Here is a 15563-nt window from a genome sequence, read left to right as displayed (position 1 = left end):
CGAAGCGGCCGGGTCAGGGGGCCCGGTTCAGGTTGCGATGCCGATCACCACGGTGCCGGTGTATCCGGCCGACACGCTGCCGCTGAGCGTGGGCGTCATCTGCGCCAACTGGGCCGAGGTATTGTCGCCGAACACGTTGTCCGACGAGAGCGAGATCGCGTTGTAGTTGGCGATGCTGGCGGTGTAGGTGGTGTCGCCGGAGAAGACCGCGGTGTTGGTCGCCGCCGGCATCGCCAGTTGCGAGATCAGCGTCGCGGTACGTCCTGTGCTCGCCGAGGTCAGCCCGCCGGTGAACACCTCGAAATGGATGTGCGGCCAGCGGCCCGAATAGCAGGCGGGGTAGATGGTGGTGAAGGTGACCTTGCCCTCGGCGTCGGTGACCTGAACGCCGCGCAGGTAGCTCTCGGTGGTGACCCCGCTGCTGTAGAGCGAGTAGCGGCCGTAGGCGTCGCAATGCCACACGTAGATCGCCGCGCCGGAAATCGCCGCGCACCCGTTGCTGACGTCGACCAGCTGGAGTTCGATCTCGAGCGGCACGCCCGTCGCCGTGGTGGTCGAGCCGATGAAGCTGGAGCGGATGTCCGAGCGCACGATACCGCTCTGAGTGAGCACGTTCGACGTCGCGCCACTGGCGGTGTTGGTGCCGTCGGCCGGATAGGGCCCGTTGGTCTCGGTGGGATCGGCGATGCAACTGGCGTCGCTCGTCCCGCCCGACGTCGTGGAGGACGAGGTGGACGACGAGCTGGTCGACGAACTCGTGCTGGAGGTCGAGGAGGTCGTGGTGCCGGTTCCCGACGAGGTCGAGGAAGTGCCGCCGTCGTCGCCCCCGCAGGCGGCCAGCGCCGCGGTGGTGCCCGCGCTCGCGAGGAAGGCCAGCGCCCGCCGGCGAGCGAACATTTCGCGGCTTACCGCCCGCAGGTCCTCGGCCAGTCCGTGGCCATGATGGGGCTCCTCCCCACGCTCCCGATTACCCATCTCGTCCTCCTTGCGCCCGACGACGTGCCGGTCCTGTATCGCGAGGACTGTGCGCCGGGGGTTGCCGACGGATTTCAGGTGGATTGCGCGAAGTTTGCGCGTGTTGCGAAATAGCGAAGCGTCACGTCGTCATCCCGGCGCATGCCGGAAACTTCAGGCGACAGGCTCGCGACGGGCGACTGCTGCGATTGCGCCCGGAGGCGACGCGGGCACGACCTTGCCCACGGTCCCGGATCGGGTCCCGGACGACGATGTGCCTACTTCTCGCCGGGCGTCCCGACGGCAGGCACGAAGAGATAGCCTTCGTTGCGCACGGTGCGGATGATGTCGCTGCCGCCCTGTCCTTCGGACAGCTTGCGGCGCAGGCGCGAGAGCTGGACGTCGATGGCCCGGTCGTAGTGGTCCGAATCCTCGCCGCGCGACCAGTCGAGCAACTGGTCGCGGGTCAGCACCCGGCGCGGATGCTCGGCGAAGGCGCGCAGCAGGCGGAACTCGCCGTCGGACAGCGAGATCACCGCGTTGGTCGGATCGAACAACAGCCGCAGGCCCAGGTCCATGCGCCAGCCCGCGAAGTGCAGGCAGTCGCCCGAATCGACTTCCATCGCGCGTGGCCGGGCGATCTCCCCGGCGGCCGGCGGGGCGACCGCGCGGCGGCGCAGCACGGTGCGGATGCGGGCCAGCAGCTCGCGCGGGTTGCAGGGCTTGGCGAGGTAGTCGTCGGCGCCCATTTCCAGCCCGACGATGCGGTCGACGTCGCTGCCCACGGCCGAGAGCATGATGACCGGCGGCGCATCGGCGCCCAGCGCGCGAAGGGCGGTGAGCCCGTCCTCGCGCGGCATCATGACGTCGAGCACGATGAGGTCGAACGCCTCGTTCGCGAGGAGGGCACGCATTTCGAGCGGATCGGCGGCCGTCGCCGTCTCGTAGCCGTGCTTGGCGAGGAACTCACCGATCAGCGAGCGGATGCCCTCGTCATCGTCGACGATGAGGATACGGGTCTGAAGGTCCATTGCATGCGGTTCTAGGATCATTCCTTCCCTATGGATAGAGCATGTTCCCTGAGGATTTCAAAGCCCGATACAGCTTGCGACAGCCCTGAAATGTCCGTGCAAAGCGGTGAAATTCCCGCGCAACCTGCCTCGCCCAGAAAAACGGCCATGGACAGTCGAGCTAGCCACGACACGTATCGGGCAGCCTGTTCCGCGAGCTTGCAAGCGCCCCCCGCGCCCATTCTCGTGGACCGGGAACCGATCGTGTCAACGGCCACCGTCCAGGGCCTCCCCGCCAGGAGGCCCGACGGTGCCGGGATCGTCGTCCGAGCAGGTTCTGTAGTCGCACCCGCCCTGCTCGGCGACGGTCCCGGAACTGCCTCCGGGAATGCCGGCCGCGCAATTTCGGTTAAACCACAAGTATTCGATGGACAAAGTCCGCGAATTGAAACAATTGCGCGCTACTTGCCGCATCGGCGGCGAACAGCCGTCCAGTGGAATGCCCTTGCGGGCAGTCCCGGCGAAAGAAATTCTACCCCGGTCCTTGCCTTTTTCAGGCATGGGCGCGGGATGGTCCGAGGTGACCGTTCCTCCCGTCGACCGTCACGGCCGAAGGGGGGAACGCGGAGCGGGGACAGGAGGGAAGTGTCCCTCTCTCCTGTCCCTGCTCCGCAACTTGCCCGGCCTTACGGCGATTGCCCGCGCCGGCTGCCATGTTCATCTCGAATTTGCCGCCTTCCCGTGGCACAGCATCGGTCATGAACCTTCCCAGCCTTCCGCGCCGGCTCGGCATGCCGCTGGCCATGCAGATGGTCGCCATCCTCGTGTGCGTGCTGCTGGCCGCGCAGGCGGTGACGCTGGCGCTGACCGTGCTGCTGCCGCCGCGCCCGACCGCGCGCTGGAACATGGACGAGGTCGCCGCCGCACTCACCGGCTCCGCCACGCCCGAGCGGCTGGAGCGCAAGGCGATGGGCGGGCCGCCCGACGTGCGCGGACAGGGCTGGCTGGTTTCCGAATCCTCGCGCGATGCGCTGGCCCGGCGCCTCGGCCGCCCCGCGCAGGACGTCGTGCTCGCCTTCTACACCCAGCTTCCCGTCGGCGGCGTCGCCGTCCCCAGCGAAACGCATTCGCCGCTTGCGGTGGAAGTGAAGGGGTCCAGCCGGCTCGCCTCGCTGTTCGTGGAGGAGGCGCAGGCCCAGGCGATCCCCGGCGGACCTCCCGCCGGTGGCGCCCCGGGCCCCGGCGGCATGCCGGGCGGCGGTTTTCCCGGCGGCCGGATGCCGGGCGGCGGGATGCCCGGTGGCGGCGGCATGCCCGGCGGCTCCACCCCGCGCCCGTCCCAGCCCGGTTCGATGCCCGGCTCCTCGATGCCCGGCTCCTCGATGCCCCGGCCGGGTCTCCCCCAGGGCGGCATCGGCGGCGCGGCGAACGGCCAGCCCGGCGGCAACCCGCGCGGCCCGGCGGGCCCGGCGCAAGCTCAACCCGGTGGTACAGGGGCCGGCGGCACGGGGCCCGGCGGAACCGCCACGCAGCCGGGATCGGGCACCGGAACCGCAGCTCGCGGCAATCCCGTAGGGCCCGGCGCCGTCAGCGGGGAATTCGGCCAGGGCGGGATCGGCCGTGGCGGCGCGGGTCCCGGGGGAATGATGGGCCCCGGCATGAACGTCGGCCCTTCCGTCCCGGCGATGACCGCGCCGGTCCAGATCCTGTCCCCGCGCACCGCCGAGCCGGAAATCCCGGCGCGCGGCGCCCCGGTTGCGATCCGCAGCGCCGCCGCGCCGCAACCCGTGGCGAGCGCAGCGCCGCTGTCGCTGCCCGCCGCAGCGGCATCGGCCTCGGTGCCGGCGCCCGCCGCGCCGCGCATCGCCGACGCCGTCCCCCAGGTTACCGCCTCGTCGCAGCCGATCCCGTTCCGCCGGGTGCGCGATTCGCTGTTCGACCTCGCCTCGCCGCCGTTCATCGAGGGCGACTTCGTGGCCGCCGCGCGCCAGCCCGACGGCACCTGGCTGGCGGTCGCGCCCAAGGCCGAGCCGTTCCCCAACGCCTGGCAGAAGCGGGTGATGCTGTGGTTCGCGCTCTCGCTGGCGATCGTCAGCCCGCTCGCCTGGCTGTTCGTGCGCCGCATCGTCCTGCCCCTGCGCGACTTCGCCCAGGCCGCCGAGCAGCTCGGCCGCGACCCTTCGGCGACGATCCTGCCGCTGTCGGGCCCGGCCGAGATCGGCCGCGCTGCCAATGCCTTCAACCAGATGCGCAACCGCCTGCGCGCCTTCGTCGACGACCGCACCGCCATGGTCGGCGCGATCAGCCACGATTTGCGCACCCCCCTCACTCGCCTGCGCTTCCGTATCGAGGACGTGCCCGACGACCAGCGCGAGGGCCTGCTGCGCGAAGTGACCGAGATGGAAGCGATGATCTCGCAAGTCATCGCCTTCATTCGCGACGCCTCCACCCCCGGGCCGCGCGAGCGCATCGACTTCGCCGAGCTGATCGCCGGCAGCGTCGCCGACGCGCAACTGGTGGGCGCCAAGGTGGTGATCGAGCGCAATGCCAATATCCCGGTCGACGTCGACGCGGTCGGCATCCGCCGGCTGCTCGGCAACCTGCTGGAGAACGCGGTTAAGTACGGCGAAAGCGCCAAGGTGCGCGTCTCGCTGAGCGGGGACGAGGCCGTGGCCGAGATCGTCGATGCCGGCCCCGGCATTCCCGAGGACGAGTTCGACCGCGCCTTCGAGCCGTTCTATCGCAGCGAGGCCGCGCGCAAGTCCGGCCGCAAGGGTAGCGGGCTGGGCCTGGCGGTGTGCCGCTCGATCGCCCGCGCCCATGGCGGCGACGTCTCCTTCGCCCATGCCCAGGACGGCTTCGTCGCCCGCGTCGCCGTGCCCGCGGCTTTCGACCCGGCGCTGCGCCCCTCGCTCGGCCGGGCCGCCTGACCTCCATGATCGTCCCCGCAAGGGCGCTCGCCCTGCTGCTCGTGGCCGCACCGCTCCCCGCCTTCGCGCAGGACGGCGAACCCGCGCCATCCGATGCCGTCACCGCCGCCAGCGATGGCGACGCCATCGACGTCGCCACGCCGACGCCGCCCGCCGAACCCCTCTGGACCGTGGCCGTCTCGGGCGGGATCAGTGCCCGCGACGATGGCCCGGACGGCAGCTGGCAATCGCTGAGCCTGAGCCGGCGCATCGGTCGCGGCTACTTGCGCGGCACCCTGATGCGCTATCACGGCACGCTGCTGCAGGCCGACGTGGCGCTGCCCTCGGACTACTACGTGGGCACCGTGGGCGCGGGCGGTAACTTCGACAACTGGGTGGTCGACGGCTGGGCGAGCTACGGCCGCCAGGACTACGGCCGCATCTCCACGACGTCCGGCAGCCGCTCCAGCACCGGCGCCAAGGGCAGCGACTACTACGCGATCGGTGGCGATTTCGGGCGCGTCGTGCCGCTGGGAGGGAACTTCTACCTGACGCCGACCGTCGCCGCCTCCTTCGCCAACGGACGCCTGCTGCGTCCGGCGCCGACCGATTCGGGCCTGACCGACCTCGAGACCGGCGAGCCGACCTGGTCCGCCAATGCCACCATGCGCGTCGACCATGCGTTCGGGCCCTCGGGCATCCACTATGCGGGCCTGTCGATCTCGCGAAACTGGACCAGCAACGGCGTCTCGGCACTGCGCCTGCGCCGGTCGCAGGACGAGAGCGCAGCCTTCAGCCTCGACAGCAAGCACTACGCCGACGGCTGGTTCGAAGCCGGCGCCGCCGCCAGCATGAAGCTGGGCAGCGGCCTCTACCTCGACCTCTTCGCGACCCGCAGCTTCGGGGTCCAGGCCGGCAACGTCACTTCGGCCGGAGCAACGCTGCGCAAGTCTTTCTGACGCGCCGCGAATTATCATCTGGTCCACCTTTTTGCGCTAGGGCTTCGTCCGATTGGATCGGATGACGCCCTAGATGTCTTTTGTTTGCCGCGTTCTGCCAGCCGCCGGCTGTTCCAGCCGGCTCCAGGACGCTCTAGGGCCGCACCCGCAACGAACGTGAAACGCAAGGGCGGCAGGTTGAACGACATGAAGCAAACGACGGTACTGGTGACGGGCGCGGCCGGCTTCATCGGCGCGGCGGTGTCCGAGGCGCTGCTGGCACGCGGCCAGGCGGTGGTGGGGATCGACAGCCTCAACGACTATTACCCGGTCTCGCTGAAGCAGGCGCGGCTGGACCGGCTGGCGGCGAACCACGGCGACCGGTTCGAGTTCCGCCGCCTGGACTTTTCCGATGCCGCCGCGCTGTCCGAAACGCTCGCGCCGTTCCGCTTCGAGACGATCGTGCACCTGGGCGCGCAGGCCGGCGTGCGCTATTCGCTGGAGAACCCGGGCGCCTACGTCGCCTCGAACCTGGCCGGCCACGTCAACATGCTCGAACTGGCCCGCGCTCGCGGCATCGCCCACATGGTCTATGCCAGTTCCAGTTCGGTCTACGGCGGCAATGCCAAGCTGCCCTTCGCCGTGGAAGACCGCGCCGACCACCCCGTCTCGCTCTACGCCGCCACCAAGAAGGCTGACGAACTGATGAGCGAGACATACGCCCACCTGTTCCGCATCCCCTTGACCGGCCTCAGGTTCTTCACCGTCTACGGTCCCTGGGGACGGCCCGACATGGCGATGTGGAAGTTTGCCGAACGCATCCTCACCGACCGCCCGATCGACGTCTACAACCACGGCGAGATGCACCGCGACTTCACCTACGTCGACGACATCGTCGGCGGCGTCCTCGCCTGCCTCGACCGCCCCCCCGCCGACGACGGCGCGGCCAAGGCCGGCGGCAGCGTCAAGCCGCACGCGCTCTACAATATCGGCAACAACCGCTCGGAGCACCTGCTGCGCCTGATCGAAGTGCTGGAGGACGCGCTGGGCCGCAAGGCGACCCGCAACCTGCTGCCGATGCAGCCGGGCGACGTCCCCGCGACTTACGCCGACATCACTGCCCTCACCCGCGACACCGGCTATGCGCCGAGCACGCCCATCGAAACCGGCGTCCCGCGCTTCGCCGACTGGTTCCGCAGCTACACCGGCTTGTGACGGAAGGGGCCTTCGCAACCTCGATTCGTCCTTGCGAGCGCAGCGAAGCATTCGCCGGGCTCGCAAGGACGAGAGTGCGTCTATCGGAAACACCCCACTTTCGCTCGATGCGAACGAAAGTGGAGTACCTCAGCGGCGAAGTTCCTTCGGCGTGAACGGCACGAAGCTGCCCGCCTCGTCGGGAGAGCCCTTCCCCGAGTACCGCGTCGATGCAGGCCAGGGGTAGTAGGGACGACTGAACCCGACCTCTTCCGGCTTGAGCGGCATCAGGTAGATCGGCGTGGGCGACGGCGTCCTGGGGTGATAGCCGATCAGCTTTTCGGGGGCCTGGCCCTGCTCGGCCCATTTCTCCATCGCGTCGATCACGTCGATGGCGTCGGCGCCCGGTCCGCGCCAGCAGTGGAAGGAGCCCGGCACCATGAACAGCCGCGCATAGTCCTTCGCCTTGTCGAGGCCGCCGGCCAGCGTCGCCAGCTTGGCATAGTAGCGGATCATCGGACCGGGCATGACGACGTCGTCCGCCCAGCCCTGGATCAGCAGCAGCTTGCCGCCGCGCCCGGTGAAGTTCGAGATGTCGGGGTTCCACACGCCCAGCAGCGCCTCGGCGTTGCGCACGCGCGGGGGATCGCGGTCCCAGTCGAAATCGGCGATCTTCCAGTCCTTGCCGGGATCGGAGGCGAAGCCGATGCGACGGAACCAGTCGCGCATGAACGCCTCGTAGTGCGGCGGGCCCTGGTCGTTGCCGACGTATTCGCCCTTCCAGCGCAACTCGGTGCCGAACTCGGCCCCTTCCGTCCACTGGCGGCCGGTGCTGTCGCGCGGGCCTTGGTAGATCTTGCGGATCGCGGCGGTCTTCTCGGCGCTCAGGCCCAGCGAGGCGACATCGAAGCGGCAAATGCGCGGGTCGTTGATGACACCGTCGACGAGCCCGTCGATGCCGTCGCAGCTCTTCATCACGGCGGCGGAAAGCAGGTCGATGTCGGCGAAGCTCAGGATTTGCGAGCCGTCGGCGCGGTAGTTCGCGTTCACGCTCCACAGCAATTGCAGGCCTGCGTCCATGCCGCTGGCCGGCGCGTTTGCGATGATGCCGTCGTAGTCCTCGGGAAACTTCTGGAGTTCGGTGAAGGCCTGGCGGCCGCCGGTGGAACAGCCGTTGAAGTAGGCCTTGGCGGGCTTGCCGCCATAGGCGAACGTGGTGATCGCCTTGCCGGCGACGGTGGCGAGGTGCGTCGCGCGCCAGGCGAAGTCGATCAGGGCCTGGGGATTGCCGATGGCCCACTTGGTATCGACCTGGGTGCCCTTGTGGCCCATGTCGGTGACGATGCAGGCATAGCCCTTGCCGACGGCGGCGTTGCAGCCCTCGCCCATGAACACGGTGCCGCACATGCCGCCGCAGCCCTGCTGGAAGAACTTGCCGTTCCAGCCCTGCATCGGCAGGCGCAAGTGGAAGCCGATCTGCGGGGCGATGTAGCCCTCGACGGCGCAGTAGGCGGGAATGCCCGGGCGCGCGGCCGCCACGGTCGCGCTGGTGACTTGCGTGGGGGCGTCGGCAAGGTCGCCGAAATCGGGGAAGAAGCCCGCGTCGTAGTAATCGCGCGCGGCCAGGCCGAGGCAGCCCTTCTGCGTCAGCGAGGTGCGCGGCGGCGCGTCACCCGCGGTCGTCGCCGCAGCGGCCGGCATGGCGAACAGGCTGGCGACCAAGGCCAGCACTATCAATAGCGCGTCCAATGCCCGACGGGGTGCGCTGTCCGGGGAGGGTCTTGATGGGGGCATGCGTGCGGGTCCTCGATGACAGGTCCGGTACGTTCGCGAAGGAACGGCAAAACGGCCATGCGGGACCGTAGCCTCGCATGGCCGCTGGCGGAAGGCGCGGGATGGCTGGGAGCGCCCGCGCCTTCCTTCAGGGTCAGAACTTGTATTCCGCCGTCACCCCGAAGCGCCGCAGGAACGGCAGGGCAGCGTACTGGTAGATGTAGTTCAGGTCGTTGATGTTGCTGCTCAGGCCGACGTTGTCCGGCGTCTTGTTGTTGGTCAGGTTGTCGACATAGGCAGTGACCCGCATGTTGCCGTAGGCGACGCCCAACCGGGCATCGACGCGGTCGAGACCGCCCCACCACACGATGTTCTGGGTGCCGGTGTACTGCTTGGACTGGTGCCGGTAGTTGGCCCCGGCGAACAGCGAGACCTCGTCCGAGACCGGCACGTCGATGTCGCCGCCCAGGCTGACCGTCCACTTCGAGGCGCCGGGGATCTGCAGTCCCTTGAGGCTGTAGGCCGTCCGGTTGCCCTGCGGCGAGGACACCGAGACGACCCGCGACTGGTCGCAGTAGGTCGCCCCGATCGAAACGCAGGTCGCGGCGAACGAGTAGTCGTACGTGCCGCCGTCGAAGCTGGCATCGGCATAGCCCAGCCCGCCGGTGAGCGTGAGCCAGTGCGCCGGACGGACGGTGGCCTCCGCCTCGAAGCCCTTGGAGGTGGCGCCGCCGACATTGGTGGTGATGAGGCCGGCAGTGTCGGCGTAGCTCGACGGACCGTTCTGCTGGATGTCCTTGATCTTGATGTAGTAACCGGCAAGATTGAACTGCAGCATGTTGTTGAGGAACGAGCTCTTGAAGCCGACCTCGTAGGTCATGTTCTTCTCGTTGCCGTAGGCCTGTTCGTCGGAGTGGGTGGCGCGGGCGTTGAAGCCGCCCACCTTCACGCCATTGGCGACGGTGGCGTAGACCATGCGGTCGGCGTCGATCTTGTAGCGGATCGAGCCGCGGCCCGAGAAGTAGTTGAACTCCTTGTGCACCGGGGCGCCGGTCGGATTCAGCGTCGAGACGGCCGGGCGGTAGGTGTAGGTCACGTCGCCGAGCACGTCGTTGATGGTGAAGGCCGAGTTCGACTGGATGGTGTCGAGATCGCGCCGGTCGGACGTGTAGCGCCCGTCGAGCGAGACGGTGAGCCCGGCGAAGGGATCGAACTCGACGCCTGCGAAGCCCGACCAGATAGTCGAGGTGACGCGCCCGATCGTCGCCGCGTCGGACACGCCCACGCCGTCGGTCAGGAACGTGCGGTCGCACACGAAGAGCAGGCAGGTCGTGGCGTTGCCGGTGATCGTGTAGCCGTCGGGGATCGAGCTGCCGTCGATGCCGGCGATCGTTTCCTGGTAGTCACGCAAGTACGCGGCGTAGATGCCCGCGCTGATCCGCACCGGCTTGTCGGCCTTGGACTGGAACCGCACTTCCTGCGCGATATCCATGTCGTTCTGCACGTTGCCGAAGAACACCGGCAGGTTGATGGTCCCGGCGATCGGCGCCTTGCCGGCGAACAGCGGGCTCGCAGAGTTGTTGAACACGTTGTACGTCGCCGCGTCCGCCAGAGTGACGAGACCGAAAGGCAGGCCGTCGCGCCGTCCGACGAAGTCCTGGAAGCGGCTCTGCTTGACGTTGGTGTAGGTGGTCGTCGCCGTCACGTCGCCGAAGCCGGTGTCGATGTTGAGCTTGAAGAAGCTCGACAACATCTTGCGGTGGTTGCCGTAGACCCCGTCGGCCTGGCTTTCGGGCAGGACTTCAAGATCGCGGCCCTGGTACTTGCCGCAGGTGTAGCTCAGGTGCGTGAAGGGCGAAAAGCTGCTGACCATCGAGCCGCAGTTGGGGTCCATGAAGCCCACCGGGTTCATGTCGAACTTGTCGTTCGCGTAGTAGATCCGGCCCGATGCGGTGACCGCGTCGGAGACGTTCCACAGCACGCTGAGCTGGCCGGCACGCTTCTGGAAGCCGCCCTGCTTGAGGCCGTTCTCGCTGTCCTTCCAGCCGCCGTCGTAGTTCTCGATGCCGGCCGAGGCGCGGACCATGAGGACGTCGGGGACGATCGGAATGTTGACGACGCCTTGCGCCTTCCACTGCCCGTCGTTGCCGGCGCCGGCGGTCAGGCGGCCTTCGAACTTGTCGGTGGGGACGGCCGAGATGTAGTTGATCGCACCGGCATAGGCCGAACGACCATAGAGCGAGTTGACCGGGCCCTTGACCACTTCGACGCGGTCCATGTCGAGCAGCATGACGTTGGTGGCCGACGGGTTGTAGAGATAGGCGCCGTCATAGAACGTGGCCACCGTGGGCTCGGTGCCGATCGAGGGCAATCCGCGGATCGAGGGGCGCGTCAGGTATTCGCTGCCGCCGCCGTTGATGATGAGGCCCGGGACCTTGTCGGCGATGTCCTTGAGGTCGCGGATGCCTTCCTTGGCGAGCTGTTCCCCGGTGATGGCCGAGACCGTGAGCGGGACGTCCTGCAGGCGCTCGACGCGGTTGCGGGTGGTGACGACGGTGATTTCGGGCCCCTGCGCCGAAGTGTCCGGTTCCGCCTGCGCCCAGGCAGGCGCTGCGGCGGCAAGCGAAGACCCGACCAACAGACCTGCCAGGCATCTGCGCGCCATCCTTGAAGGATTGTATTCCATGAACCCATTTCCCTTCATACTATGACTTCAATCATTCAATTGATGTTTTGAAGTCATGTCCCTGAACATGTATTTTCAAACCAGATCGACAATACTTTTCCGTCTCGAGAATTAATCTCGAAAATATTATTTCATCGAAATGATGTCTGGATTGTTCCTAAGACATCCAGAACATGGAAGTTTCAAATTTACATTGAGCTATGACTTGAACGCAATTCGAACCGTGATTCGCGTTTAAGGATCGTCCCCGTTGTGGGGATCTCCCTCGGACTTCCTGCAATTCCAAGCTTAAATGCGCGCAACCGCATTGTGGACGATACTCGCGGCGGACGTTCGCATTTCGGTTATCGCCCCACAATGGCCGTCCGACGCCATCGCGCTTCCACTTATTCTGCGGCCCAGAGCATCAAGGGAACGACATGTCTGCCCGATCCAACCTATCGCAACCGGCCCCATCTCAACCCGCACCTTCGCCCGCCGCGCTGCAATTCCTGTCCGCACCGCACCGGCTTCTGATCGGAGACGGCTTTCGCGAAGGGCGCGCCGCACCGATCGCGGTCGAGAACCCTTGCCGGGAGACCACCCTCACCCATGTCGACGCCGCGTCGGCGGATGACGTCGACGATGCCGTGCGGGCGGCCAGGGCCGCGCTCGACGGGCCATGGGGACGCATGAGCGGCGCCGACCGCGCCGCCGTGATGATGCGCTTCGCACAGTTGCTGGAGGACAACGCCCCGCTCATGGCGGAAGTCATGGCGCTGGACGGGGGGCAACCGCTCGACTCGTGCAAGGCGGTCATCACCATGCTCGGCGCTGGGCTCATGCGCTACTATGCCGGCTGGGCGACCAAGATCGCCGGCGAAAGCTTCCTGCCCAGCCCGGGCGGCTCGCGGGCGGCGCTCGACTTCATGGTCTCCACCTTGCGCGAGCCGATCGGCGTGGTCGGCGCCATCGTGCCGTGGAACGCGCCGGCGGGGATGATGGCGCTCAAGCTGGGCCCGGCGCTGGCGGCGGGCTGTACCGTGGTCATGAAGACGGCCGAGCTGGCCCCGCTCACCGGCGAGTTCTTCGCCCGCCTGCTGCTCGAGGCCGGCGCACCTCCCGGGACTTTCAACCTGCTCCACGGGCTGGGCCACGAAACCGGCGCGGCGATCGCCGCCCATCCCGGGATCGACAAGATCACCTTCACCGGCTCCACCGCCGTCGGGCGCCGGATCGTCCAGGCCGCGCTCGGCAATCTCAAGAAAGTGACGCTGGAACTCGGCGGCAAGTCGCCGATCATCGTGTTTCCCGATGCCGACCTCGACCAGCTCGTGCCGGCCAGCGCCATGGCCTGCTTCGTCGGCAGCGGGCAGGCCTGCATGGCCGGCACCCGCCTGTTCATCCACGATGCGGTCTACGACGAAGTGGTCGCCCGGATCGGCACCTTCGCCGACGACCTCGTGCTCGGCGACGCGCTCGCTCCCGGCACCCAGCTCGGCGCGCTGATCTCCGCCCGCCAGCGCGAGCGGGTCGAAGGCTACATCGCGCTCGGCCAGCAGGAAGGCGCACGGATCGCCAATGCGCCGGCCGCATGGTCCGGCCCGGGCCATTTCGTCGCCCCGGTCGTCTTCGCCGAGGCGCGGGCCGACATGCGCATCGCGCAGGAGGAGATCTTCGGCCCGGTCGTCTGCGCCATCCGCTTCACCGACGAGGAGGCGATGCTGCGCGACGTCAACTCGACGAGCTACGGCCTCTCGGGCTCGGTATGGACCCGCGACATCCAGCGCGCCTTGCGCGTGGCGCGCCGGGTGGACAGCGGCCAAGTGGGCATCAACGTCCACGCCGCGGTCAGCCCGGAAACCCCGTTCGGCGGCAATCGCGAATCCGGCTGGGGCCGCGAGTTCGGCCGCGAGGGGCTCGACCCCTACCTCAAGACCAAGGCGATCAGCATCAATCTGGGAGAACGCCGGTGACTTCCACGAAACCCGACCTCAAGCCGACCCCCAAACCTACCCCCAAACCTACCCCCAAACCTACCATCGCCGTGGTCGGCGCCGGGCTCGGCGGCCTGACGGCGGCCATCGCGCTGGCGCAGCGCGGCTTTGCCGTCACCGTCTTCGAACAGGCTGCAAGGCTGGGCGAAGTGGGCGCGGGGCTAACCGTAAGCCGCAGTGCCCAGGCGGTGTTCGAGGAGCTGGGCCTGATGGAGCGGATCAGGGCGACCGCCAGCCTTACCCATTCGATGACCTTCCTGCACTATCGCACCGGCGCCACCCTCGCGGGGAGGCCCGACCTCACCGACGGCCGCTGGAGCGCCGAAAAGCCGGCCGGCGGCATCCACATCCACCGCGCCGACCTGCACGCGCTCCTGGTCCGGCGGCTGCGCGAAGTCGCGCCCGATGCGCTCGTGCTGGGCAAGCGCCTCGCCGGCATGAGCGACACCGGCTCCCCGGTGCAACTGCGCTTCGCGGACGGCGGCGAGGCGCAGGCCGACCTCGTGATCGGCGCCGACGGCGTGCGCTCGGTCGTGCGCGGCCACTTGTGGGGAGAGGAAGCCCCGCGCTTCACCGGGCAGGTCGCCTATCGCTTCATGGTGCCGGGAGCGATCGCCGCGCCCTTCCTCGGCGAGGCCGGGCGCGCCGCCGTGTTTCTCGGCCCGGGCCGGGTGTTCAACCGCTATACCCTGCGCGGCGGCGACCTCGTCAACTGCGTGGGCATCACCCGGAGCGACGGCTGGACGCAGGAGGGCTGGTCGACCCCCGCCGACATCGCGGACCTGGTGGCGCTCTATGAAGGCTGGCATCCCGACGTGACCGGCCTGATGGCCGCCGCGCCGTCCGACCACCTCATCAAGTGGGCACTGTTCGACCGGCCGGAGCTGCCGGGCTGGCGGCGCGGCCGGACCACGCTGCTGGGCGATGCCGCGCATCCGATGCTGCCGTTCCTGGGCCTCGGCGCGGCAATGGCGATCGAGGATTCGATGATCCTCGCCCGTGCGCTCGAAGCCTCGCCCGACGCGGACGGGCTGGACCTCTACGAAGCGATCCGGCGCCCGCGCGTCGCCCGCATCGCCGAGCTGTCGCGCGTGCAGGGCGAACTCTCGCAGGCACGCGATCCCGATACCTACGACCCCGGATCGGCCCCGGCGCAGGACCCCACGATCCAGGCCTACGACCCGGTAACCCTCCCCCTCGAAGCGGAGTTCAGCGCATGAGCCAGGCCCACGATTTCTTCATTCCCGGCCCCAACGGCCCGATCTCCATGCGCACGAAAGGACTGGAAAATGCCCCCCGGCACGTCGTCCTGCTGGTCCACGCCTCCAACATCACCGGGCAACTGGCGTTCGACTTCGGCTATCCGGGCGGCAGCGACTATTCGACGATGGACGCCATCGTCGCCGCCGGCATGGGCGCGGTGACCTTCTCGCTCAGCGGCTACGGCCTGTCGGCGGCGCCCGCGGACCCGCTCGCCTACGACACCGAGGCGGCGATCCGCGACCTCGACGCGGTGGTGGCATGGCTCGGGGACCAGGGCTGGCCGTCCTTCCACCTGCTGGGCTGGTCGTGGGGCGGGCGGATCGCCGGGCACTATGCGGCGCGCCATCCCGAGCAGGTCGCCCGCCTGGTCCTGATGGACCCGGCGCTCGGCGGCAACGCGCCGGTCCTGCCGGTGCCCGGCCCCGAGGACTTGTGGTGGGCCAACCGCACGGCCGACTACCTCAAGCGCCTCGAACCGGAGTACACCGAGCCCGAAGGCCACCGCATCTTCGCCGAAATGGTCGAGAAGGTATCGCCCCGCGCGCCCAACGGCATCCGCATGGAAAATGCGCTGGGGGCGACCGTCGCGGTGGAGCCGGCGCAGATCGCGATGCCGACGCTGCTGCTCTACGGGCATGCCGCCGCCCGCGCGCCCTACATGCGCGGCAAGTACACGCGGCAGGACTTCTTCGAGATGCTGCCTTGCGAGGACAAGCAGTTCGTCATCGTCCCCCGCAGCAGCGACTACGGCCACCTGCAGGGAACCCGCCGCCTGTTCCACCGCGCGATCGTGACGTTCCTCGAACTGGGCGACGTCGAGGTGCCGGCGATCGCCGAAGTGGCCTGAGGGAGGCGGAACC

At 68.4% G+C, this 15563-nt stretch carries 10 protein-coding genes; 6 read left to right on the top strand and 4 right to left on the bottom strand.

What is annotated here, in order from left to right; all coding sequences use genetic code 11:
• Positions 1 to 27: 27 nt before the first annotated feature.
• Together ACFFDA_RS25155 and ACFFDA_RS25150 are read right to left on the bottom strand one after the other, a co-directional pair.
• Positions 28 to 975 carry an intradiol ring-cleavage dioxygenase gene (locus ACFFDA_RS25155; protein WP_404479998.1) on the bottom strand — a complete coding sequence of 316 codons (948 nt, stop codon included), beginning with the start codon at positions 973 to 975 and terminating at the stop codon, positions 28 to 30.
• A gap of 257 nt (positions 976 to 1232) precedes the next feature.
• The gene (locus ACFFDA_RS25150; RefSeq protein ID WP_404479997.1) at positions 1233 to 1985 is read right to left on the bottom strand and encodes a response regulator; all 753 of its coding nucleotides are present in this window, start codon (positions 1983 to 1985) and stop codon (positions 1233 to 1235) included.
• Between the two features lie 737 nt (positions 1986 to 2722).
• On the opposite strand from ACFFDA_RS25150, the gene ACFFDA_RS25145 reads away from it, so the two are divergent.
• From ACFFDA_RS25145 to ACFFDA_RS25135, 3 genes are all read left to right on the top strand, one after another.
• Complete coding sequence (locus ACFFDA_RS25145) at positions 2723 to 4894, top strand: ATP-binding protein (RefSeq protein WP_404479996.1); 2172 nt, start codon at positions 2723 to 2725, stop codon at positions 4892 to 4894.
• A 5-nt stretch (positions 4895 to 4899) separates the two neighbouring features.
• Positions 4900 to 5832 (top strand): autotransporter domain-containing protein, encoded by a 933-nt coding sequence (locus tag ACFFDA_RS25140; RefSeq protein WP_404479995.1) that lies wholly within the window; start codon positions 4900 to 4902, stop codon positions 5830 to 5832.
• A gap of 186 nt (positions 5833 to 6018) precedes the next feature.
• The gene (locus ACFFDA_RS25135; RefSeq protein ID WP_404479994.1) at positions 6019 to 7026 is read left to right on the top strand and encodes an NAD-dependent epimerase/dehydratase family protein; all 1008 of its coding nucleotides are present in this window, start codon (positions 6019 to 6021) and stop codon (positions 7024 to 7026) included.
• 129 nt (positions 7027 to 7155) lie between these two features.
• On the opposite strand, the gene ACFFDA_RS25130 is transcribed toward ACFFDA_RS25135, so the two are convergent.
• A complete protein-coding gene (locus ACFFDA_RS25130; RefSeq protein WP_404479993.1) occupies positions 7156 to 8736 on the bottom strand; it encodes a tannase/feruloyl esterase family alpha/beta hydrolase in 1581 nt (526 codons plus the stop codon).
• A 196-nt stretch (positions 8737 to 8932) separates the two neighbouring features.
• Positions 8933 to 11416 (bottom strand): TonB-dependent receptor, encoded by a 2484-nt coding sequence (locus ACFFDA_RS25125; protein WP_404479992.1) that lies wholly within the window; start codon positions 11414 to 11416, stop codon positions 8933 to 8935.
• A gap of 467 nt (positions 11417 to 11883) precedes the next feature.
• Between ACFFDA_RS25125 and ACFFDA_RS25120 the strand changes: the two genes are divergently transcribed.
• From ACFFDA_RS25120 to ACFFDA_RS25110, 3 genes are read left to right on the top strand one after another with little or no spacing between them, the layout of a single operon-like run.
• The gene (locus ACFFDA_RS25120; protein ID WP_404479991.1) at positions 11884 to 13419 is read left to right on the top strand and encodes an aldehyde dehydrogenase family protein; all 1536 of its coding nucleotides are present in this window, start codon (positions 11884 to 11886) and stop codon (positions 13417 to 13419) included.
• A complete protein-coding gene (locus ACFFDA_RS25115) occupies positions 13416 to 14660 on the top strand; it encodes an FAD-dependent monooxygenase (RefSeq protein ID WP_404479990.1) in 1245 nt (414 codons plus the stop codon). Before ACFFDA_RS25120 ends, ACFFDA_RS25115 begins: the two co-directional genes overlap by 4 nt.
• Positions 14657 to 15550 (top strand): alpha/beta hydrolase, encoded by an 894-nt coding sequence (locus ACFFDA_RS25110; protein WP_404479989.1) that lies wholly within the window; start codon positions 14657 to 14659, stop codon positions 15548 to 15550. The genes ACFFDA_RS25115 and ACFFDA_RS25110 overlap by 4 nt, the downstream gene beginning before the upstream one ends.
• Positions 15551 to 15563: the final 13 nt, after the last annotated feature.

The organism is Novosphingobium sp. BL-52-GroH, from assembly GCF_044813085.1.
Lineage (GTDB): Bacteria > Pseudomonadota > Alphaproteobacteria > Sphingomonadales > Sphingomonadaceae > Novosphingobium.
This window is presented reverse-complemented; position numbering and strand designations above follow the sequence as displayed.

Excerpts from the sequence above, each read along its gene's own strand:
- ACFFDA_RS25155 (WP_404479998.1), bottom strand. The coding sequence starts at position 975 with ATGGGTAATCGGGAGCGTGGGGAGGAGCCCCATCATGGCCACGGACTG.
- ACFFDA_RS25150 (WP_404479997.1), bottom strand. The coding sequence starts at position 1,985 with ATGGACCTTCAGACCCGTATCCTCATCGTCGACGATGACGAGGGCATC.
- ACFFDA_RS25145 (WP_404479996.1), top strand. The coding sequence starts at position 2,723 with ATGAACCTTCCCAGCCTTCCGCGCCGGCTCGGCATGCCGCTGGCCATG.
- ACFFDA_RS25140 (WP_404479995.1), top strand. The coding sequence starts at position 4,900 with ATGATCGTCCCCGCAAGGGCGCTCGCCCTGCTGCTCGTGGCCGCACCG.
- ACFFDA_RS25135 (WP_404479994.1), top strand. The coding sequence starts at position 6,019 with ATGAAGCAAACGACGGTACTGGTGACGGGCGCGGCCGGCTTCATCGGC.
- ACFFDA_RS25120 (WP_404479991.1), top strand. The coding sequence starts at position 11,884 with ATGTCTGCCCGATCCAACCTATCGCAACCGGCCCCATCTCAACCCGCA.
- ACFFDA_RS25110 (WP_404479989.1), top strand. The coding sequence starts at position 14,657 with ATGAGCCAGGCCCACGATTTCTTCATTCCCGGCCCCAACGGCCCGATC.